Genomic DNA, 15,919 nt, shown 5'->3' with positions numbered 1-15,919 from the left:
ATCAGCTCCTGAACTCGATGGAACGCACCCATTTGGTGTTGTGCACACCGGGCATGGCCGGGACGATGATCCGGGCCGGAAAACCATGATCGCTCGACAGGTCTGCGCCGTTGACGCGCAGAGCGAGCAGCGAGTCGGCCGCGAGCACTTGATTGCGCTGCAGCGAGGCGGCCCTGAACGCACCTGACTCCTGCAGCGATTCGACCCGCGCCGAGGCCGGTTCGTCGACTCCGGCCAGGCCGGCCAGCTCGGCCAGACGGACGCCGGTCCAGGTCTGTGTCGTCGACCATCCCTCGACACATGCGATCGGCAGGTCGGCGGTGTGCTGGGGCATTGCCAGCAGCTGCGCTCGGTCGAACACGACGTCGTCGTGACCGCCGCTGAGCCTCAGTCGCCATGCTGCCCCCGTGTCATCGGGGCTGATCAGTGCGGCTGCGGCCGTCCGATTGACCTGGAAGTCGTTGGGCCCGTCGCCGAGGACCCGCCCTCGCGGCAGCAGCACGGACAGCGGCCGGAATGCGCCGCCGATCGACTGGCCGACGGTCAGCAGCACCACCAGCGCAGATCCTCCTCCGACCAGCGCCAGGGCGCCGCGGCGACTCATCGTCGGCGGGTCGGGGCGAGCCGCCACCAGTCCTTCGGCATCGGAGGGTTCCGGGCGGGTCTGGGAAAGAGGCGTGCTCAGCTCGGCGCGAAGCGATCGGGAACGCAGGGACGAGACCATCGTCGGAAGTTTGAGGCACACGTGTGCGACGAAGGCCGCGATGAACACCCAGGCGCCGAAGTAGTGCGCGGTGTAGAAGCTGAACCCGAAGATGTAGTCGTACTGAATGTTCAAGACGCCGGTGACGAGTTCGAACAGAATGCTGCCGACCAACAGCAGCAGGGACAGCCGCTCGAGGGCATGGGCAGCGGAGCGCACCGGCGGCCACGCGAACAGCTTCGGGGTCACAGACCACAGCTTGGCGAGCACCACCGGAATGACCGCCATGCCGAGTACGACATGGGTTCCCTGGTTGAGTTGGTAAGCCCACTTGGGCGCAGTCGGCCATTCCACGGCCGGTGGCCGAAGCCAGCCCACGTTCCCGGGGATGGCCTGTCCCAGCTGCGGAGAATAGGCGAGGTAGGAGAGCAGGCCGGTCAGCGTGACCACCGGCAGCGCGACCAGGAGGGCGGCGCCGAAGACCGATGTCAGCCACGGCCCGCGCAGAGGGCTGCGCCAGCGCATCGGTCAGGCCCGCCCGTCCCGGGTCAGCTGGGCTGCGTAGCGGCCCCCATGGCTGTGCAGCCGGCAGCCGTGAAGACCCGCGGCGGCGGCCACGTCGGCGATGGCGTCGGCACCGACCCGCGACCAGGTGAAGGCACCGGTGAGCTGTCCTCGCACGCGGAGTCGGATTCTCTCGTGGGCCAGTCCCGTCCCGGGCGCGTCGACCTCGACCAGGACGGACCCCTCCGGGTGCATGAGCTGGCGGACCCGCTGCAGCAGCCGAACCGGATCGCCGCCGATGCCCACGTTTCCGTCCGCCAGCAGAGCGTCCTGCCAGGTGCCTTCCTCGAGCACGTCGTCGAAGACGTTCCCGTGAACGGCGATCGCGCCGCGTTCCTGGGCCAGTCTCACCGCGACGGGGGAGACATCGATCCCCAGAGCCGTGCTTCCCCGAGCAGCCAGGGCGCCAGCGAGACGTCCTGCACCGCAGCCGACATCGAGGGTCGGGCCGGTGCAGCGGTCCAGGAACAGCGCATGGTCGGCCGCATCGGGGGCGCTGATCCACTGTTGGACATCCAAGCGGATCGTCGTGCCGTCCGACCTGACCACGTCGCAGTCGTGACCCGACATCGCCTCATTCAAGGCGTCGAGCGGTGCGAAGTCGATGGTGTCGGTCATGTCTGGGATCCGATCTGTTCACGGTCGGCTGCCAGCGCGACCTCGGCGGCGAAACGGCTGTGCGGGATGAGGGAAGCGACCGCGCGTGCGTCCTCCCAGCGATCGACATCGGCCAGGACAGGAACGGAGGCGACCCGAGCGCCCTCGCGGAGGAGCGCCTCCTCGGTGCGCTCGCCGGTATCGGGCCTCGACATCGGCACCGTACTCAGGCAGGACGACCAACCGGGTCTCCGCACCGCCAACACCCACCAGCCTCCGTCCTCGGCCAGACCGAGTGCGGCGTCGTGGCCCTCCAGAGCAGTTGCCGCCGTTTCGAGGGCGGACGTCGTGAGCTGCGGCGTGTCCATGCCGATCTGGATGACACCGTGACCGGCGTCGGCATCGTGGTGAGCGGCAATCAGCCGGGAGACGAAGGAGTCTCCGCGTTGGGCGATGACCTGGTGCCTGCCGCATGCCGAGGCGAGTTCGTCTCCCATCGCGGCCTGACCGAGGTCACCGGTCATCGCGATGACCACGGGCCATCCCAGACCGTCCACGACCTCGAGCGTGTCCAGCAGTGAAGCGGCGGCGATCCGCGCGGCCGTGTCATCGCCGACGGTTGCCGCCAACCGGGTCTTGGCCTGACCGGGGACGGGTGCCTTGGCGACCACCAGCATCGTCGGCGCCGCCCTCACCTCAGCACCCCCGCGAAATCGACGATGGTCCGCCACGTCCCCAGCACCGTCCCGGAGACCTTGGACTTCGTGCCTTGTGCGCGCCGACGGTAGACGACGTCCTTCTCATGCACGGTCCAACCGGCCCGAGAGGCCCTGATCATCAGCTCCAGCGGATAGCCGAACCTCCGATCTCTGACGTCCAAGGCAAGCAGATCGTCCCGACGGCAGACCCGCATCGGAGCCAGATCATGCACTGCGAAACCGCTGCTGTGTCGTATCCACCAGGCGAGCACGGCGGTTCCGGCCCGTGCATGCCATGGCCAGCTGCCGCTGTTCTCCGGTCGGCGGCGTCCGACCGCCATCGTGGCCGTTCCTCCGTCCACCACGGACACCAGCTCGACCAGGTCGCCGGCGTCCATCGAACCGTCGCCGTCGATCACTGCCACCAAGGGGGTCGTGGCTGCGAGGATTCCTGTGTGCACCGCAGCGCCGTAGCCGGCGACCTCTTCATGGACCACCTCGGCACCCAGGTCGCGGGCGACGTCTGCCGTGTCGTCGACCGAACCGTTGTCCACGACGAGCACATCCATGCCGTCGGGGATCGTTCTGAACACTCCCGGCAATGCTGGTGCCTCGTCGCGGCACGGAATCACAACAGTGCAGGCAAGCGGCTCACGTGCGGAGGGATCGGGCATAGGGTGACACTACCAGTGTTAGAATGTGAACGTGCCCACACAAGCCCCCTTCCTCTCTCGCAAGGCCTGGGTCGCAGCAGTCGTCAGCACACTCATCGGAGCGGTTCTCGTCGCCTTCGCCATCGCCTGGCCGCGTGCCACAGGGACGGACGTCTTCATCTTCTGGCCTCCGCTGAAGGCGAGATGGTCGCCTGGCTTCACCCCCACATTGGTGCTTCCTGCGCTGGTGGCGCTGACCGGTCTCCTGTGCTGGCGACGAGTGACCTCCGCACTGAAGTGGGGCCCTTTCCTGGCCGCGGTCTTCGCCGGGTCCTGGCTGTGGACCGCCGCGCTGGGACATGTCGGGGGCTCGGAAAGCATCAGCAAGGTGTTTGCGCGTCCGAGCGAGTATTTCGTCGATGCGAAGGAAGTGCCGTCGATCTCAGGGTTCCTCTCGGGGTTCACCGAACGAGTGCCTCTGGACGCGAAGGACCATTGGCCCATTCACATCGCCGGCCACCCTCCGGGCGCAACGCTGTTCTTCATCGTGCTCGATCGCCTCGGCATCACGGACCCGTACACGGCGGGCATCATCGTCCTCACCCTCGGCTGCACGGGGGTGGTCGCGGTTCTGCTGACCGTTAAGACCCTGGGCTCTGAGAAGTACGCACGCCGTGCTGCACCCTGGCTGGTCGCGGGACCATCGGCGATCTGGATGGGCGTGTCCGCTGATGCGATGTTCACAGCGACGGCCGCCTGGGGGCTGGCACTGCTGGCGCTGGCTTCGACGGCGGTCCGCCGATCGCGTCTGATCGCCTTCGGTCTCCCGGCCGGACTGCTGCTGGGCCTGTGCGTCTATTACTCCTACGGTCTGGTTCTGCTGGGGTGCCTCGCGATCGCCGTGATCTGGCTGGGCGGCAGGTGGGAATCGCTGCTGTGGGCGCTCGGCGGTGCGCTGCTCGTCGCTGCGGCATTCACCTTGGCAGGGTTCCGCTGGTGGGAGGGCTTCCCCGTGCTGGTCACTCGGTACTACGACGGAATCCAATCCAAAAGGCAGTACGCCTACTGGGTGTGGGCGAACCTCGGCGCCTGGACCTTCACCATCGGTCTGGCAGTCTGGGCGGCCTTTCCCCGTGGCATTGCCGAAGCCTGGCGGCGGAGCGACCGTAACCGTCACGTGGTCGCTGTCCTGGGCTGCGCCGGGCTGTTCACGATCCTCTTGGCGACCCTGTCGAGCATGAGCAAGGCGGAGGTCGAACGCATCTGGCTGCCGTTCACGATCTGGGTTCTGCTGCTGCCGTCGCTGTTGCCCCTGCGGTGGCATCGCCCTCTGCTGGCGACGCAGATGGCCTCCGCGATCGCCATCGAGTATTTCCTCACGACACAATGGTGAACGTGCCGCCGCCCGACCGCCGGCCCGCCCGACCACCGACGCCGCCCGTTCGCGGACTGGACCGCAGGCCTGAGCGGCCCGACTGAAATCGGTCGTGCCGGCGACTCTGCAATGCTATGTTGAGCGGCATGGGAAGCAACGACGATCTCAACTCACAGAAGCCGGACGTGACGAGTCAGAAGCCGACCGTGAAGACCTTTCACGACGACATCGGTGTGCTCAACCACTTGCAGAAGCTCGCGTCGGAGGGCGTGCCGAAGACGGCCCTGCACGTCTTCGCCCATGACGCGGAAGGCGCCGACGAAGTGGTCGGCACCGGCGCCGGCGGAACTCTGAAAGGCGTCGGAGAACTCGTGGACGAACGGTACAACGAAAGAGGCGACGAACTCAGAAAGCGCTTTCAGCGGTACGGCTTCGACTCCGAAGAGATAGAGAAGTTCGAAAGCGATCTCGACAACGGAGCGATTCTGCTTGTGATCGACGACCCCGATCTCGGTGCGGATTATAAAGGCAAAGGCCGGACACCGTAAGGGGCTGGTCGCGGTCATCGAGATTTGGGACGGTGGAGTCTCGGTTCGGCAGAGGTCGCGGAGCAGACGTGATTCCTGCTCCGCAGAGCACCTCCCGAACCTCGAGGAAAGGAGAAGCCGTGACCGCGAAATTCAACACCACGAACCCGGCGACCGGAGAGGTCCTCAAGGAATTTCCCACCGCCAGCGACGAGGAGATCTCCGCCGTCATCGACGCCTCCGACGCGGCCTTCCAGACATGGCGGACGACCGATGTCCGTGACCGCACCGTCCCGCTCGCCCGAGCGGCGGATCTCATGGACGAGCGCAGGTGGGACCTCGCTGAGCTCCTCACACTCGAAATGGGCAAACTGCGCGCTGAGGCCGAAGCAGAGGTCGAACTGGCAGCGAGGATCCTGCGCTACTACGCCGAAGAGGGACCCCTGCTCCTCTCCGACGAACGGCTCGAACCCGCCAGCGGAGGCAGCGCCGTGATGAAGTGCGAACCCATCGGCCCGATCCTCGGCGTGATGCCGTGGAACTTCCCCTACTATCAGGTCGCCCGACTCGCCGCACCGAACCTCGTGGCGGGCAACACCATCATCCTCAAACACGCATCGAACTGTCCGCAGTCGGCTCTGGCCTTCGAACAGGTCATGAACGATGCGCAGCTGCCGTCCGACTGTTATCGCAACGTCTTCGCCGACAACGACCAGATCCAGACGATCATCGCCGACGAACGGGTGCGAGGCGCATCGCTCACCGGCTCCGAAGGTGCTGGTGCAGCAGTGGCGAGCGGTGCGGGGAACAACCTCAAGAAGTCGATCCTCGAACTCGGCGGAAGCGACCCGTTCGTCGTCCTCGACTCCGCGGATCTGGACGCGACCGTCACCGCCGCCGTGAAAGGGCGGATGACGAACTCCGGCCAGAGCTGCATCGCCTCCAAGCGCCTCATCGTGGTCGAACATCTCTACGACGAGTTCGTGGATCTGCTGACGGCGAAGATGTCGCAGTTCGTCGCCGGCGACCCTGCAGACTCCGTCACCACGATGGCACCTCTGTCCTCCGAACAGGCCGCCCGAGACCTCATGGAGCAGGTCGAGGACGCGGTCGACCACGGCGCGAAGGTCCACACCGGCGGGCACCGAGTCGACCGACCGGGTGCCTTCGTCGAACCCACGGTGCTGACCGGGGTGACCGAACAGATGCGCGCCTACTCGGAAGAGCTGTTCGGACCCGTCGCAGTCGTCTACTCGGTCGCAGACGAGGACGAAGCCGTGGCCCTCGCCAATGACTCGTCCTTCGGCCTCGGCGGCACGGTCGTCAGCGACGACATCGAGAAGGCCCAACGCGTCGCCGACCGCATCGACACCGGAATGGTCTGGATCAACCAGGCCACCTGGACCGAACCCGACCTGCCCTTCGGGGGCACGAAGCGCTCGGGCGTCGGACGGGAGCTCGGCGCCGAGGGCATCCGCGAATTCGTCAACAAGAAGCTCATCCGCACCCCCTGACGCAGCAGACCGACAGCCGTCCGAGATACCTGGAAGGAGACAGATGGATCTCAACATCCGCGACCGCAAGGCACTGGTGACGGGGGCGAGTTCGGGCATCGGACTGGAGACGGCCCGTCAGCTCCTCGCCGAAGGAGCCGTCGTCGTGATGACCGGGCCCGAGCCCGACGAACTCAAAGCCGCAGTCGACGAACTCGCCGAGTTCAAGGAACGGATCTACGCCCACGACGCCGATATCGCCGATGACGAATCAGTCGACGAACTCGCCGCGTCCGTCGCCGCCGAGGTCGGCGACCTCGACATCCTCGTCAACGTCGCCGGCATTCACGGGGCCGGCGGGCTGTTCCATGAGATCAGCCAGGAGGGCTGGGACCGAACCATCGACGTCGACCTCATGGGACCGGTCCGTGTCACTCGGGCGTTCCTTCCGGGACTTCGCCGAGGCGGCTGGGGCCGTATCGTGTTCGTGTCCTCCGAAGACGCGGTGCAGCCCTATGACGACGAGCTGCCGTACTGTGCGGCCAAAGCCGGCATGCTCTCCTTGGCCAAGGGACTCTCGCGCACCTACGCCTCCGAAGGACTGCTGGTCAACACCGTCTCTCCGGCGTTCATCGCAACCCCGATGACCGACGAGATGATGAATGAGCGAGCTCAGCAGAAGGGAACGAGCTTCGATGAGGCCATCGCCTCGTTCCTGCGCGAGGAGCGTCCGTTCATGGAACTCGGTCGCCGCGGCCGACCGGAGGAGGTGGCCAAGGTCATCGCATTCCTATGCTCGGACGCCGCGAGCTTCGTCAACGGCTCGAACTATCGCGTGGACGCCGGATCCGTCGCCACGATCTAGTGCGCCAGAGCGCCCCGAACACCGAACACAGGCACAGCAGAGACAACGGAAAAAGGAGCATCCGACATGGCTGAGTTCCGATATGTGATCATCGGCGGCGGCATGGCCGCTGACTCCGCGGCCCAGGGGATAAGGGAGATCGACGAGCAGGGTTCGATCGCTATCATCAGCGATGACGTCGACGAGCCCTATACGCGTCCCGCGCTGAGCAAGCGACTGTGGACCGACGAGAGCTTCGACGAGAGCGACAACTACTTCGACACCGCCGAGGCGACCGGAGCCCGGATCAGCCTCCGCACGGAGGCGACCGAGGTCGACGTCGAAGCGAAATCCGTGAGGACGAGCCTCGGCGACTTCACCTATGACAAGCTGCTCTTCGTCACCGGCGGCCGCCCGAAGGGCATCGATCTGGACGAAGGTGAGCGGGTCATCTGCTTCCGCGAATTCGCCGACTACCGCCGTCTGCGGGACCTGTCGGGCCAGAACCTGAGCATCGCAGTCATCGGCGGCGGTTTCATCGGCACCGAACTCGCCGCCGCCCTGGTGCAGAACAAGACCCGAACGACTCTGATCTTCGACGACGACACCCTCGGCGGCTCCGTCTTCCCGCCGGACCTCGCCAAGCAGTTCCACGAACTCTATCGCAGCCACGGCGTGACTCTCGTGCCGGGCACGAAGGCCTCGGGTGGGCACGTCGACGGCAATCGGGTGGTGCTCGACTGCGACGGCGAGTCCCACGAGTTCGACGCAGTGGTCGTCGGCCTCGGCCTCGAACCGGCGACCGAGCTCGCAGAGGAGGCGGGCCTGGACACGGATGACGGGATCATTGTCGACGAATCGCTGCGGACCTCAGAGCCGGACGTGTTCGCGGCCGGAGACGTTGCTCGCTATCCGGACAGGATCCTCGGACGACAACGAGTCGAACACGTCGACAACGCCACCCAGATGGGCAAGGCCGTCGGGCGGATCATGGCCGGCGCGAACGAGTCCTACACCCATACGCCGTACTTCTACACGAATGTCTTCGACTTCGGGTACCAGGCGGTCGGGGAGCTCGATCCTGCTCTGCGCACCGTCGAAGACTGGCAGACGCCCTACACGGATGGCGTGGTGTACTACCTCGGCGAGGACGGACGCGTCCGCGGCGTTCTCATGGTGAATATGGAGGACCGCCTCGATGACGCTCGGGAGGTCCTGGCCGAAGACTGGGAACACGTACCGGGCGATCTCGTGAACAGGATCTCGTGAACTGAGGACGCGCTGTGAAGCGACCCGCCTATCTCGGGGTGGTCCGATCGTGCGGAGTCGGAGGCGCGATGAGGAACTCGTGGGCGCTGTCACGAGCGACGTCCCCGAGGAATTCGCAACCCCAGCGGTGAGCATCATGCCTCTCCACTGTCTCCGCCATTGCGTCGATCCGATGCCGCAGAGACGGCACCCGCATGAGCTCGAACGAGCGTAGGCTACTCGCCTTTGAGCATTCCCACCATGCCTTGTCGACCCCGCAGAGTGTGCTTAGACTTCCTGGCAATCAGAAGACTCTGTCCGGGAAATGTCCAGGAGGCGTGTGATGAGTGAGAAGGTCGAACTCGGGACGATCAAGACCGATGTGCCGGCACGGTTGGATCGGCTGCCGTGGGCCCGGTTCCACTGGATGGTCGTCGTCGGACTCGGCAGCGTGTGGATCCTCGACGGACTCGAGGTCACGATGGTCGGCAACGTCGCGGCCCGGATGACCGAAGAGGGCAGCGGCATCGACATGACCGCGGGGCAGATCGGCACTGCCGGAGCCATCTACGTCCTCGGTGCCTGTGTCGGCGCAATCGTCTTCGGTCAGCTCACCGACCGCTTCGGCCGCCGCAGACTCTTCCTCATCACGCTCGTGCTCTACCTCGTCGCCACGGTCGCCACCGCGTTCTCCTTCTCTCCCTGGTACTTCTTCCTCGTCCGCTTCCTCACCGGTGCGGGCATCGGCGGAGAGTACGCGGCTGTGAACTCTGCCATCGACGAACTCATTCCGGCCCGCGTCCGCGGTCGCATCGACCTCATCATCAACGGCTCCTACTGGCTCGGTGCCGCCGGCGGGGCGGCGACGACCCTGCTGCTCCTCAACACCGACATCCTGCCGAAGATGATCGGCTGGCGTCTGGCCTTCGCAGTCGGCATGCTGCTGGCGATCTTCGTCTTCGTCGTGCGGAAGAACGTGCCCGAAAGCCCGCGGTGGCTGTTCATCCACGGCCAGAACGACGAAGCCGAACGCATCGTTCGCGAGATCGAAGACGGCATCGAGTCGGAGACCTCACAGACCCTGCCGCCGCCGAAGAAGACCATCACCGTCCGGCAGCGGAAGACGATCTCGTTCGTCGAGATCATGAAGGTCGCGTTCACGATCTACCCCAAACGCGCGATCCTCTGTCTCGTCCTCTTCGTCGGGCAGGCGTTCCTCTACAACGGCATCACCTTCAACCTGGGCACGATCTTCAACGGATTCTACGGAGTCGCGGCAGCCACCGTGCCGATCTTCATCATCTTGTGGTCGCTGAGCAACTTCGCCGGCCCCGTCATCCTCGGCAGACTCTTCGACACGATCGGTCGGAAACCGATGATCTCGTTCAGCTACCTCGGATCGGCGGTCGTGGCAGTGGTCCTCGCACTCGTCTTCAACGCTGAGGTCGGCGGCGAATGGCTCTTCCTCGTCATCCTCATCGTCTGCTTCTTCCTCGCCTCGTCCGGAGCCAGTGCGGCCTACCTCACCGTCAGCGAGATCTTCCCGATGGAGACCCGAGCACTGGCCATCGCGTTCTTCTACGCCATCGGCACCGCCGCCGGAGGCATCGCCGGTCCGCTGCTCTTCGGCGGCATGATCGAGTCCGGCGATCGTTCCCAAGTGGCCTGGGCGTTCTGCATCGGTGCGGCGGTCATGGCGCTCGGCGGCGTGGCCGAACTGATCTTCGGAGTCAAGGCGGAAGGTGCCGACCTCGAAGACATCGCCCGACCCTTGACGGCCGAGGACGCTGAGGCCGAAGGCGCAGCGGAGAGCGGTGTCGAGCCGACCGAGCGAGGTGAGCGAGCAGATTCCGCCGACGCGGCCGAATCGTCGGCGAGCCCCGAGGCTCGAAGCCGAGGAGATCGTCTGCGTCCGGGCCCGGGATCGGTCGGCGTCTATGCACCGTGGCCTTCGGTGTCCTCACGCGACGTTCCGCCCGAGGTCTCGGCCAACGAGGTCAACGGCATCATCGATTTCGTCCGCGACATGGAACCTGTCGGAGAGGTGGAGCTCTACCGTGCGATCGGGGCTCGCCGGTGGGGCCCCGGACGCTTCCGTGCGGCGGTGCGTGAGGCGATTCGGCAGGGAGCCGTCCATCGCAATCGCCGCGGCAGGCTGGAGTACCGAGACAACCGGTCATAGACCGGTTTCGTCGGTCAGCGGGGCTCGCGGAGGCGGGGGAAGCATATCGATGAGCTCATTGACGGCCTCGGCCAGAATGTCGTGCTGATAGGGCGTGAGGAAGTAGGCCTCGTGGAGGTAGGCGTCGAGCTCGTATTCGGTGAGGTCACCGCCGAGGCTGACATAGTGCAGCCACACTCCGGCAACCGACATGTTCCAGAATTCGGCGGCCTCTTTGAGCTTCCTCCGTCTCCTGATCGCTCGCTCGTCTGAGAATGCGATGCCGGATCGGGGATCGATGCGCTTCGGGTTCTGATCGTCCATTCGTCTGCTGATTCGGCTCGTGACTTTCGCAGCAGGAAGTCTCCTGCCCGGTGTGCCAGCGATCCGGAACCCAGCGACCCTCGCTCATGCTCTGGTCACTCGTCTCGGATCTTCCCGAAAGTGTATGTGCTGCTTCTCGATCGAGGCTAGGGGTGATCGGCGAACCGGCTGCCGCGTCTGAATCGCCGCGAGCGCCTACCGCTCACACCTGCCGCCGGGGCCTCTACGCAGGTATTTCCGTGAGGTCCCGCATCTGCTGTCGCATCCGCGGCCCGTCCAATAGCGTGAGCGGGTCAGAAACGGAATGAGGTGACGATGAGCGAATTCGGCATCGAGGAGGAATTCCTTCTCGTCGATCGACATTCACTTCTGCCTGCTCGATCGAAGAGCAGCCTGCAGGAGATCGAGGACGAGGTGAACCCGAGCAGCGGAGAAGCCTGTGCCGAATGGCTGCCCGGGCAGATCGAGTTCGCGACTCCCGTCCTGACCACGGCTGAAGAAGCGTTCGAATCGCTGCACTCTTTTCGACGCGGCCTCTCGGCAGCGGCACGGGCGCGCGGGTTACTCGCTGTCGGCCTCGGCACAGCGTCTCAGATTCCCGAAGCCCCGACGAGGGTCAGCGACGGTGGCCGCTACCGTGAGTTCGCGCAGCTCGCACCCGGCATCGCCGCCGACCAATACGTCAACGGCATGCACGTCCATGTCGACATTCCCGACAGGGAAGCGGGGCTGAGAGCTGTCAACGGCCTGCGCAGGTGGATCCCCGTGCTCACCGCGTTGAGCGCGAATTCTCCCCTCTGGCGCGGAGCCGACAGCGGCTTCGCCAGCTGGCGTTCCATCCACTACCGGCGGTGGGTCGTCTTCGGCATCCCGCCTCACTTCCACGACCTCGACGACTACGATGCGCAGATCGCTGCTGCGCTGCGATCGGACGTGGTGCTCGACGAGGCGACTCTGGGATGGCTGGTCAGGCTCTCGCCGAAGCACAGGACCGTCGAAGTCCGGACCAGTGACGTGCAGCTGGACACCGCGACCACTGTGACCCTCGCGCTGCTCACCCGTGCGCTCGCAGACGTCGCCATGGACGACTCGGGAACGGACGCGGTCCCTGCGAATCTGCTGAACATCGCTCATTGGCAGGCTGCGCGTTTCGGTCTCACGGGATTGCTCATGGACCCGGACACGCAGACGACTGCACCGGCCGCAGAGGTAGTCCGAAAGGTCTTCCACCGCGCACGACCGGCGCTGACGCGAACCCAGGACATGCGCCGTGTTCACCATGGACTCCGCCGTCTGCTCAGCCAGGGCACCGGCTCTGAGGAGCAGCGTCGGGTGGTGGCGAGAAAGGGGGCAGGGGGCCTGTTGGAATACGCAGCACACAGATTGACAGACAGTTCTCAGGATGATTTTGAGCAATCGGCTGGCACCTCCTGGAGCGTTTCTGACCCCCCTTGACGGATCAGGGGTGGCTGAACAGATGATGGTGGAAAGGGCAGAGTGCTCTTGGCTTCCGCGACACAGGAAGCCCGCAGATGCAGTCAGGAATCTGCGACAGCTTCGGACGCTGGGCGGAGACGATTCCCGCCGTTGTCGTCACGAGGCGATGACCCTCGAATCAGCGATCAGCACAGAGGAGCGCCAACCCATCGCATGGCAATCCCAGCCCTGGGCTCCTGGCTTCCATTCTTCAATCTCGGTCCGTGCCCATCAGCGCGGAGACGGAGGCAATCATGAACAACAAGATGAAGATCACCGGTCTGATACTGGCGGGCTACATGCTCGGCAGAACCAAGAAGCTCGGCCTGGCACTCACGGTCGCCTCGGCTGTCGCCGGAACGACTGCCGCGAAGAATCGCGATCAGCTTCTGGGCGGGCTCAAGGATTTCGCTGATTCTTCCCCCGAACTCAAGAGTCTCCAGGAGAAGATCACCGGTCGTCTCGCCGAATCCGGCAAGAGCGCGGTCAAAGCCGTGGCGGCGAAGGGAGTCGATCAGCTCAGCGTCAAGCTCCAGGATCAGACCGAGAAGATGAAGTCGACCCTCGACGACGCCGCCGACTCGATCGACCCCAATGTCGATGACAGGGAGGGCGCGGACGACGAAGAGGACGCACCCGAGGCAGAGGACGAGAACGCTCCCGAGAACTCGGAGGAGTCTGAAGCCGACGAGGCGGAGCCGACCGACGAGGAGCAGGAGACCGACGACGAGCCGCAGGCAGAGGAGGAAGCTCCGAAGAAGCCGGCAGCCAAGCGCTCCTCGACAGCGAAGCGCTCTGCGAGGGGCACGCGGTCGTCGAAGTCCTCGACCGCTTCGCGCGGTTCGCGCACGAAGTCGGGCTCCAAGCGCTCGACGGCTGCGAAGAAGACATCGACCCGCGCCGCCGCCAAGCCCGAGGAGGCCGAAGATGAGTGATGATTCGATCTTCAGCGGCCTCAAGCAGCAGGCCGGAGATTTCGCCAAGACCGTGGGACGCAAGGCGGTGAACTCCGTCGGCGACAGAGTCGAGAAGATCGCCGACCGCCTCGACGGTGTGGGCGATGCTCCGGCACCTGCGGCCCAGGCCGGCGCAGAGGAGATCGCCGAGGGCAAGTCACCGGCGAAAGCGGCGTTGTCCGCAGCGACGACCGGTGTCAAGGAGAAGGTCAAGGGTCTGTTCGGCGGCGGCTCGAGCGGTTCGGGCGGCTCCGGTGATTTCAAGTTCTCCAACATCGTGGAGACCGCCGAGGTCGGTGTCCCGCTGAACGTGGCCTACAACGCGTTCACGACGTTCGAGGACTGGCCCGACTTCATGAAGAAGGTCGAGAACGTCGAACGCACCGACGACGTCACCCTCAGCATCAAAGGGCAGGCCGTCTGGTCGCATCGGACCTGGGAAGCCACGATCACCGAGCAGGTTCCCGACTCCCACATCGTCTGGGAATCGACCGGCGAGAAGGGCTATATCAGCGGCAGCATCTCCTTCCACGAGGTTGCGCCCAGGCTGACCCGGATCATTGCAGTGGGCGAGTACCACAAGCAGGGCTTCATGGAAGGCGTCGGTGCACTGTGGTTCACCGTTCCCCGCCGTTTCCGCCTCGAACTGAAGTTCTTCGTCCGCCATGTGATGAGACAGATCATGCTCGACCCCGACAGCGTCGAAGGATGGCGCGGAGAGATCCGCGACGGGGAACTCGTCACCTCCCACGAGGACGGCCTCGAACAGGACCAGGCCCAATCCGAAGACAGCGAGGACGAGCCGGCCGAGGATCAGGTCGCGGATGACGACTCCGGCGCGGATGAGGATGAACCCGACGAATCCGAGGCGGAGGAGACCGACGTCGAGCCCGCCGAGGGCGAAGCCGAAGAGGAGTACGAGGAGGAGCCGGCAGAAGAATACGAGGACGAGGAACCGGCCGAGGCAGACGACGCGGAGCCCGCAGAGGACTTCGAGGAGGAACCGGAGGCCGCTGAGGCCGAGGAGCCCGTGGAATACGAGGAATCCGAAGAACCCACCGAAGACGATGAGGGGCGCGGCTGAGCGCCCTCCGATTGGGAAGTAGGCAAGGACAATGAGCACCAGCACAGTTGAACGTTCACGCGGCAGCTACGTCGACCGTCCGTCATCGAGTTCGCTCGCGGACGTCATCGAGATAATCCTCGACAAGGGCCTGGTCATCGATGCATACGTACGCGTCTCACTGGTGGGGATCGAGATTCTCACGATCGACGCGCGCATCGTCATCGCCAGCGTGGACACCTATCTGCGCTTCGCCGAGGCGACGAACCGCCTCGATCTGACCCAGCAGGGCGGACGCGATCTGCCGGAGATGATGGGCGGAATGATGGAGAACGGCTCCAAGGGCAAGACCCAGGGCGCTGTGGAAGGCATCAAGGATGCCCTCACCTCGGATGACTCCGATGACGACTCCGGTGAGAGTTCGAACCAGGAGAAGTCGCGTCGCCGGACCAAACGCCCGGCGCGCAGCTCCTCGGAGTCCGAATGAGTGAAGAAGGCGCACCCTTGGCAGATCGGTATCTGTACGGGATCGTACGCGCCGGTGCCGAGCTGCCGACCGGGCCCGACGGGGTGCAGGGCAATGCCCTCGCTCTCGTCGAGTCCGGGCCAGTTGCGGCCGTGTTCACGGAACTCGCGGACAGTGGGATGCTGGGCACTCCCGAAGCTCTGCAGAACCACAGCGTCGTCCTCGATGAGCTGGCCGAGAAGCAACCGGTGCTGCCGCTTGCATTCGGAACCGTCGTCCCCGGAGGGGCCGATATCGCCGAGGAGGTTCTTGCTCCGCAGGCGGAGGTCTTCGCCGAGGCGCTCGAACAGCTGTCCGGATGCACGCAGTTCACCCTGAGGATCACCTTCGATCGAGACGCGATACTGCGGGAGATCGTCAGCGGCAACCCCGAAGTGGCCGAGCTGAGGGAGAGGATCAGCGGCACGAGCGAAGACGAGACGAGGAACGAACGCATCCGGCTCGGAGAGATCGTCGTCACGACGATGGAGAGCTGGAGAAGGACCGAAGCTCCTCCGATCCTCGAGCAGATCCGCTCTGCGACCGTCGAGACGGCGATGCGAGAAGTCGGCCAGGCCGAGGACGTCGCCGAGGTGGCGGTGCTGGTCCGCAGGGACGCCCTCGACGAGTTCGACGCCGTCATCGAGGAGTTGGCGGAGGCGAACCAGGAGCGGATGAGATTCCGGCTGATCGGACCGCAGGCACCCTACGACTTCGTCCCCGAGGCATAGG

16 protein-coding genes are annotated in these 15,919 nt (G+C 65.2%); 11 read left to right on the top strand and 5 right to left on the bottom strand.

Going from position 1 to position 15,919, the window contains the following annotated elements:
* Window position 1: 1 nt before the first annotated feature.
* The 4 genes from FHG09_RS10200 to FHG09_RS10185 are packed head-to-tail and all read right to left on the bottom strand — an operon-like array spanning window position 2 to window position 3,236.
* Window positions 2-1,228: a molybdopterin-dependent oxidoreductase gene (locus FHG09_RS10200; RefSeq protein WP_152347528.1), complete on the bottom strand. Its 1,227-nt coding sequence runs from the start codon at window positions 1,226-1,228 to the stop codon at window positions 2-4.
* 3 nt (window positions 1,229-1,231) lie between these two features.
* Window positions 1,232-1,885, bottom strand: a complete 654-nt coding sequence (locus FHG09_RS10195) for a methyltransferase domain-containing protein (RefSeq protein WP_227492689.1) — start codon at window positions 1,883-1,885, stop codon at window positions 1,232-1,234.
* Entirely contained in the window at window positions 1,882-2,541 is a 660-nt protein-coding gene (locus tag FHG09_RS10190; protein WP_152347527.1) for a DUF2064 domain-containing protein, read from the bottom strand. Before FHG09_RS10190 ends, FHG09_RS10195 begins: the two co-directional genes overlap by 4 nt.
* A gap of 14 nt (window positions 2,542-2,555) precedes the next feature.
* Entirely contained in the window at window positions 2,556-3,236 is a 681-nt protein-coding gene (locus tag FHG09_RS10185; RefSeq protein WP_152347526.1) for a glycosyltransferase family 2 protein, read from the bottom strand.
* 31 nt (window positions 3,237-3,267) lie between these two features.
* On the opposite strand from FHG09_RS10185, the gene FHG09_RS10180 reads away from it, so the two are divergent.
* From FHG09_RS10180 to FHG09_RS10155, 6 genes are all read left to right on the top strand, one after another.
* On the top strand, window positions 3,268-4,608 hold the full coding sequence (locus FHG09_RS10180) for a hypothetical protein (protein ID WP_227492688.1): 1,341 nt from the start codon (window positions 3,268-3,270) through the stop codon (window positions 4,606-4,608).
* 128 nt (window positions 4,609-4,736) lie between these two features.
* Complete coding sequence (locus tag FHG09_RS10175) at window positions 4,737-5,138, top strand: general stress protein (protein WP_193627351.1); 402 nt, start codon at window positions 4,737-4,739, stop codon at window positions 5,136-5,138.
* Between the two features lie 119 nt (window positions 5,139-5,257).
* Complete coding sequence (locus FHG09_RS10170) at window positions 5,258-6,631, top strand: NAD-dependent succinate-semialdehyde dehydrogenase (protein ID WP_152347523.1); 1,374 nt, start codon at window positions 5,258-5,260, stop codon at window positions 6,629-6,631.
* 43 nt (window positions 6,632-6,674) lie between these two features.
* Window positions 6,675-7,475 carry an SDR family NAD(P)-dependent oxidoreductase gene (locus FHG09_RS10165; protein WP_152347522.1) on the top strand — a complete coding sequence of 267 codons (801 nt, stop codon included), beginning with the start codon at window positions 6,675-6,677 and terminating at the stop codon, window positions 7,473-7,475.
* Between the two features lie 66 nt (window positions 7,476-7,541).
* On the top strand, window positions 7,542-8,723 hold the full coding sequence (locus FHG09_RS10160; RefSeq protein WP_152347521.1) for an NAD(P)/FAD-dependent oxidoreductase: 1,182 nt from the start codon (window positions 7,542-7,544) through the stop codon (window positions 8,721-8,723).
* 322 nt (window positions 8,724-9,045) lie between these two features.
* Complete coding sequence (locus tag FHG09_RS10155) at window positions 9,046-10,884, top strand: MFS transporter (protein WP_152347520.1); 1,839 nt, start codon at window positions 9,046-9,048, stop codon at window positions 10,882-10,884.
* Here the strand turns inward: FHG09_RS10155 and FHG09_RS10150 are convergent.
* Window positions 10,879-11,187, bottom strand: a complete 309-nt coding sequence (locus FHG09_RS10150) for a hypothetical protein (protein ID WP_152347519.1) — start codon at window positions 11,185-11,187, stop codon at window positions 10,879-10,881. The two genes, FHG09_RS10155 and FHG09_RS10150, sit on opposite strands and share 6 nt — an antisense overlap.
* A gap of 315 nt (window positions 11,188-11,502) precedes the next feature.
* Here FHG09_RS10150 and FHG09_RS10145 point away from each other — a divergent pair, with 315 nt between their 5' ends.
* The 5 genes from FHG09_RS10145 to FHG09_RS10130 all read left to right on the top strand — a co-directional run bounded on the left by FHG09_RS10145 (window position 11,503) and on the right by FHG09_RS10130 (window position 15,918).
* The gene (locus tag FHG09_RS10145) at window positions 11,503-12,642 is read left to right on the top strand and encodes a YbdK family carboxylate-amine ligase (RefSeq protein ID WP_152347518.1); all 1,140 of its coding nucleotides are present in this window, start codon (window positions 11,503-11,505) and stop codon (window positions 12,640-12,642) included.
* A 275-nt stretch (window positions 12,643-12,917) separates the two neighbouring features.
* Window positions 12,918-13,598 (top strand): hypothetical protein, encoded by a 681-nt coding sequence (locus FHG09_RS19825; RefSeq protein WP_193627350.1) that lies wholly within the window; start codon window positions 12,918-12,920, stop codon window positions 13,596-13,598.
* Window positions 13,591-14,703: an SRPBCC family protein gene (locus tag FHG09_RS10140; RefSeq protein WP_193627349.1), complete on the top strand. Its 1,113-nt coding sequence runs from the start codon at window positions 13,591-13,593 to the stop codon at window positions 14,701-14,703. Before FHG09_RS19825 ends, FHG09_RS10140 begins: the two co-directional genes overlap by 8 nt.
* Before the next feature lie 31 nt (window positions 14,704-14,734).
* A complete protein-coding gene (gene gvpJ / locus FHG09_RS10135; RefSeq protein WP_152347516.1) occupies window positions 14,735-15,169 on the top strand; it encodes a gas vesicle protein GvpJ in 435 nt (144 codons plus the stop codon).
* The gene (locus tag FHG09_RS10130; protein ID WP_152347515.1) at window positions 15,166-15,918 is read left to right on the top strand and encodes a GvpL/GvpF family gas vesicle protein; all 753 of its coding nucleotides are present in this window, start codon (window positions 15,166-15,168) and stop codon (window positions 15,916-15,918) included. Before gvpJ ends, FHG09_RS10130 begins: the two co-directional genes overlap by 4 nt.
* Window position 15,919: the final 1 nt, after the last annotated feature.

This window comes from Brevibacterium sp. CFH 10365 (assembly GCF_009299785.1).
GTDB classification, from domain to species: Bacteria; Actinomycetota; Actinomycetes; order Actinomycetales; family Brevibacteriaceae; genus Brevibacterium; species Brevibacterium limosum.
The sequence above is the reverse complement of the archived record's forward strand: the minus strand, read 5'-3'. Positions and strand labels throughout refer to the sequence as shown.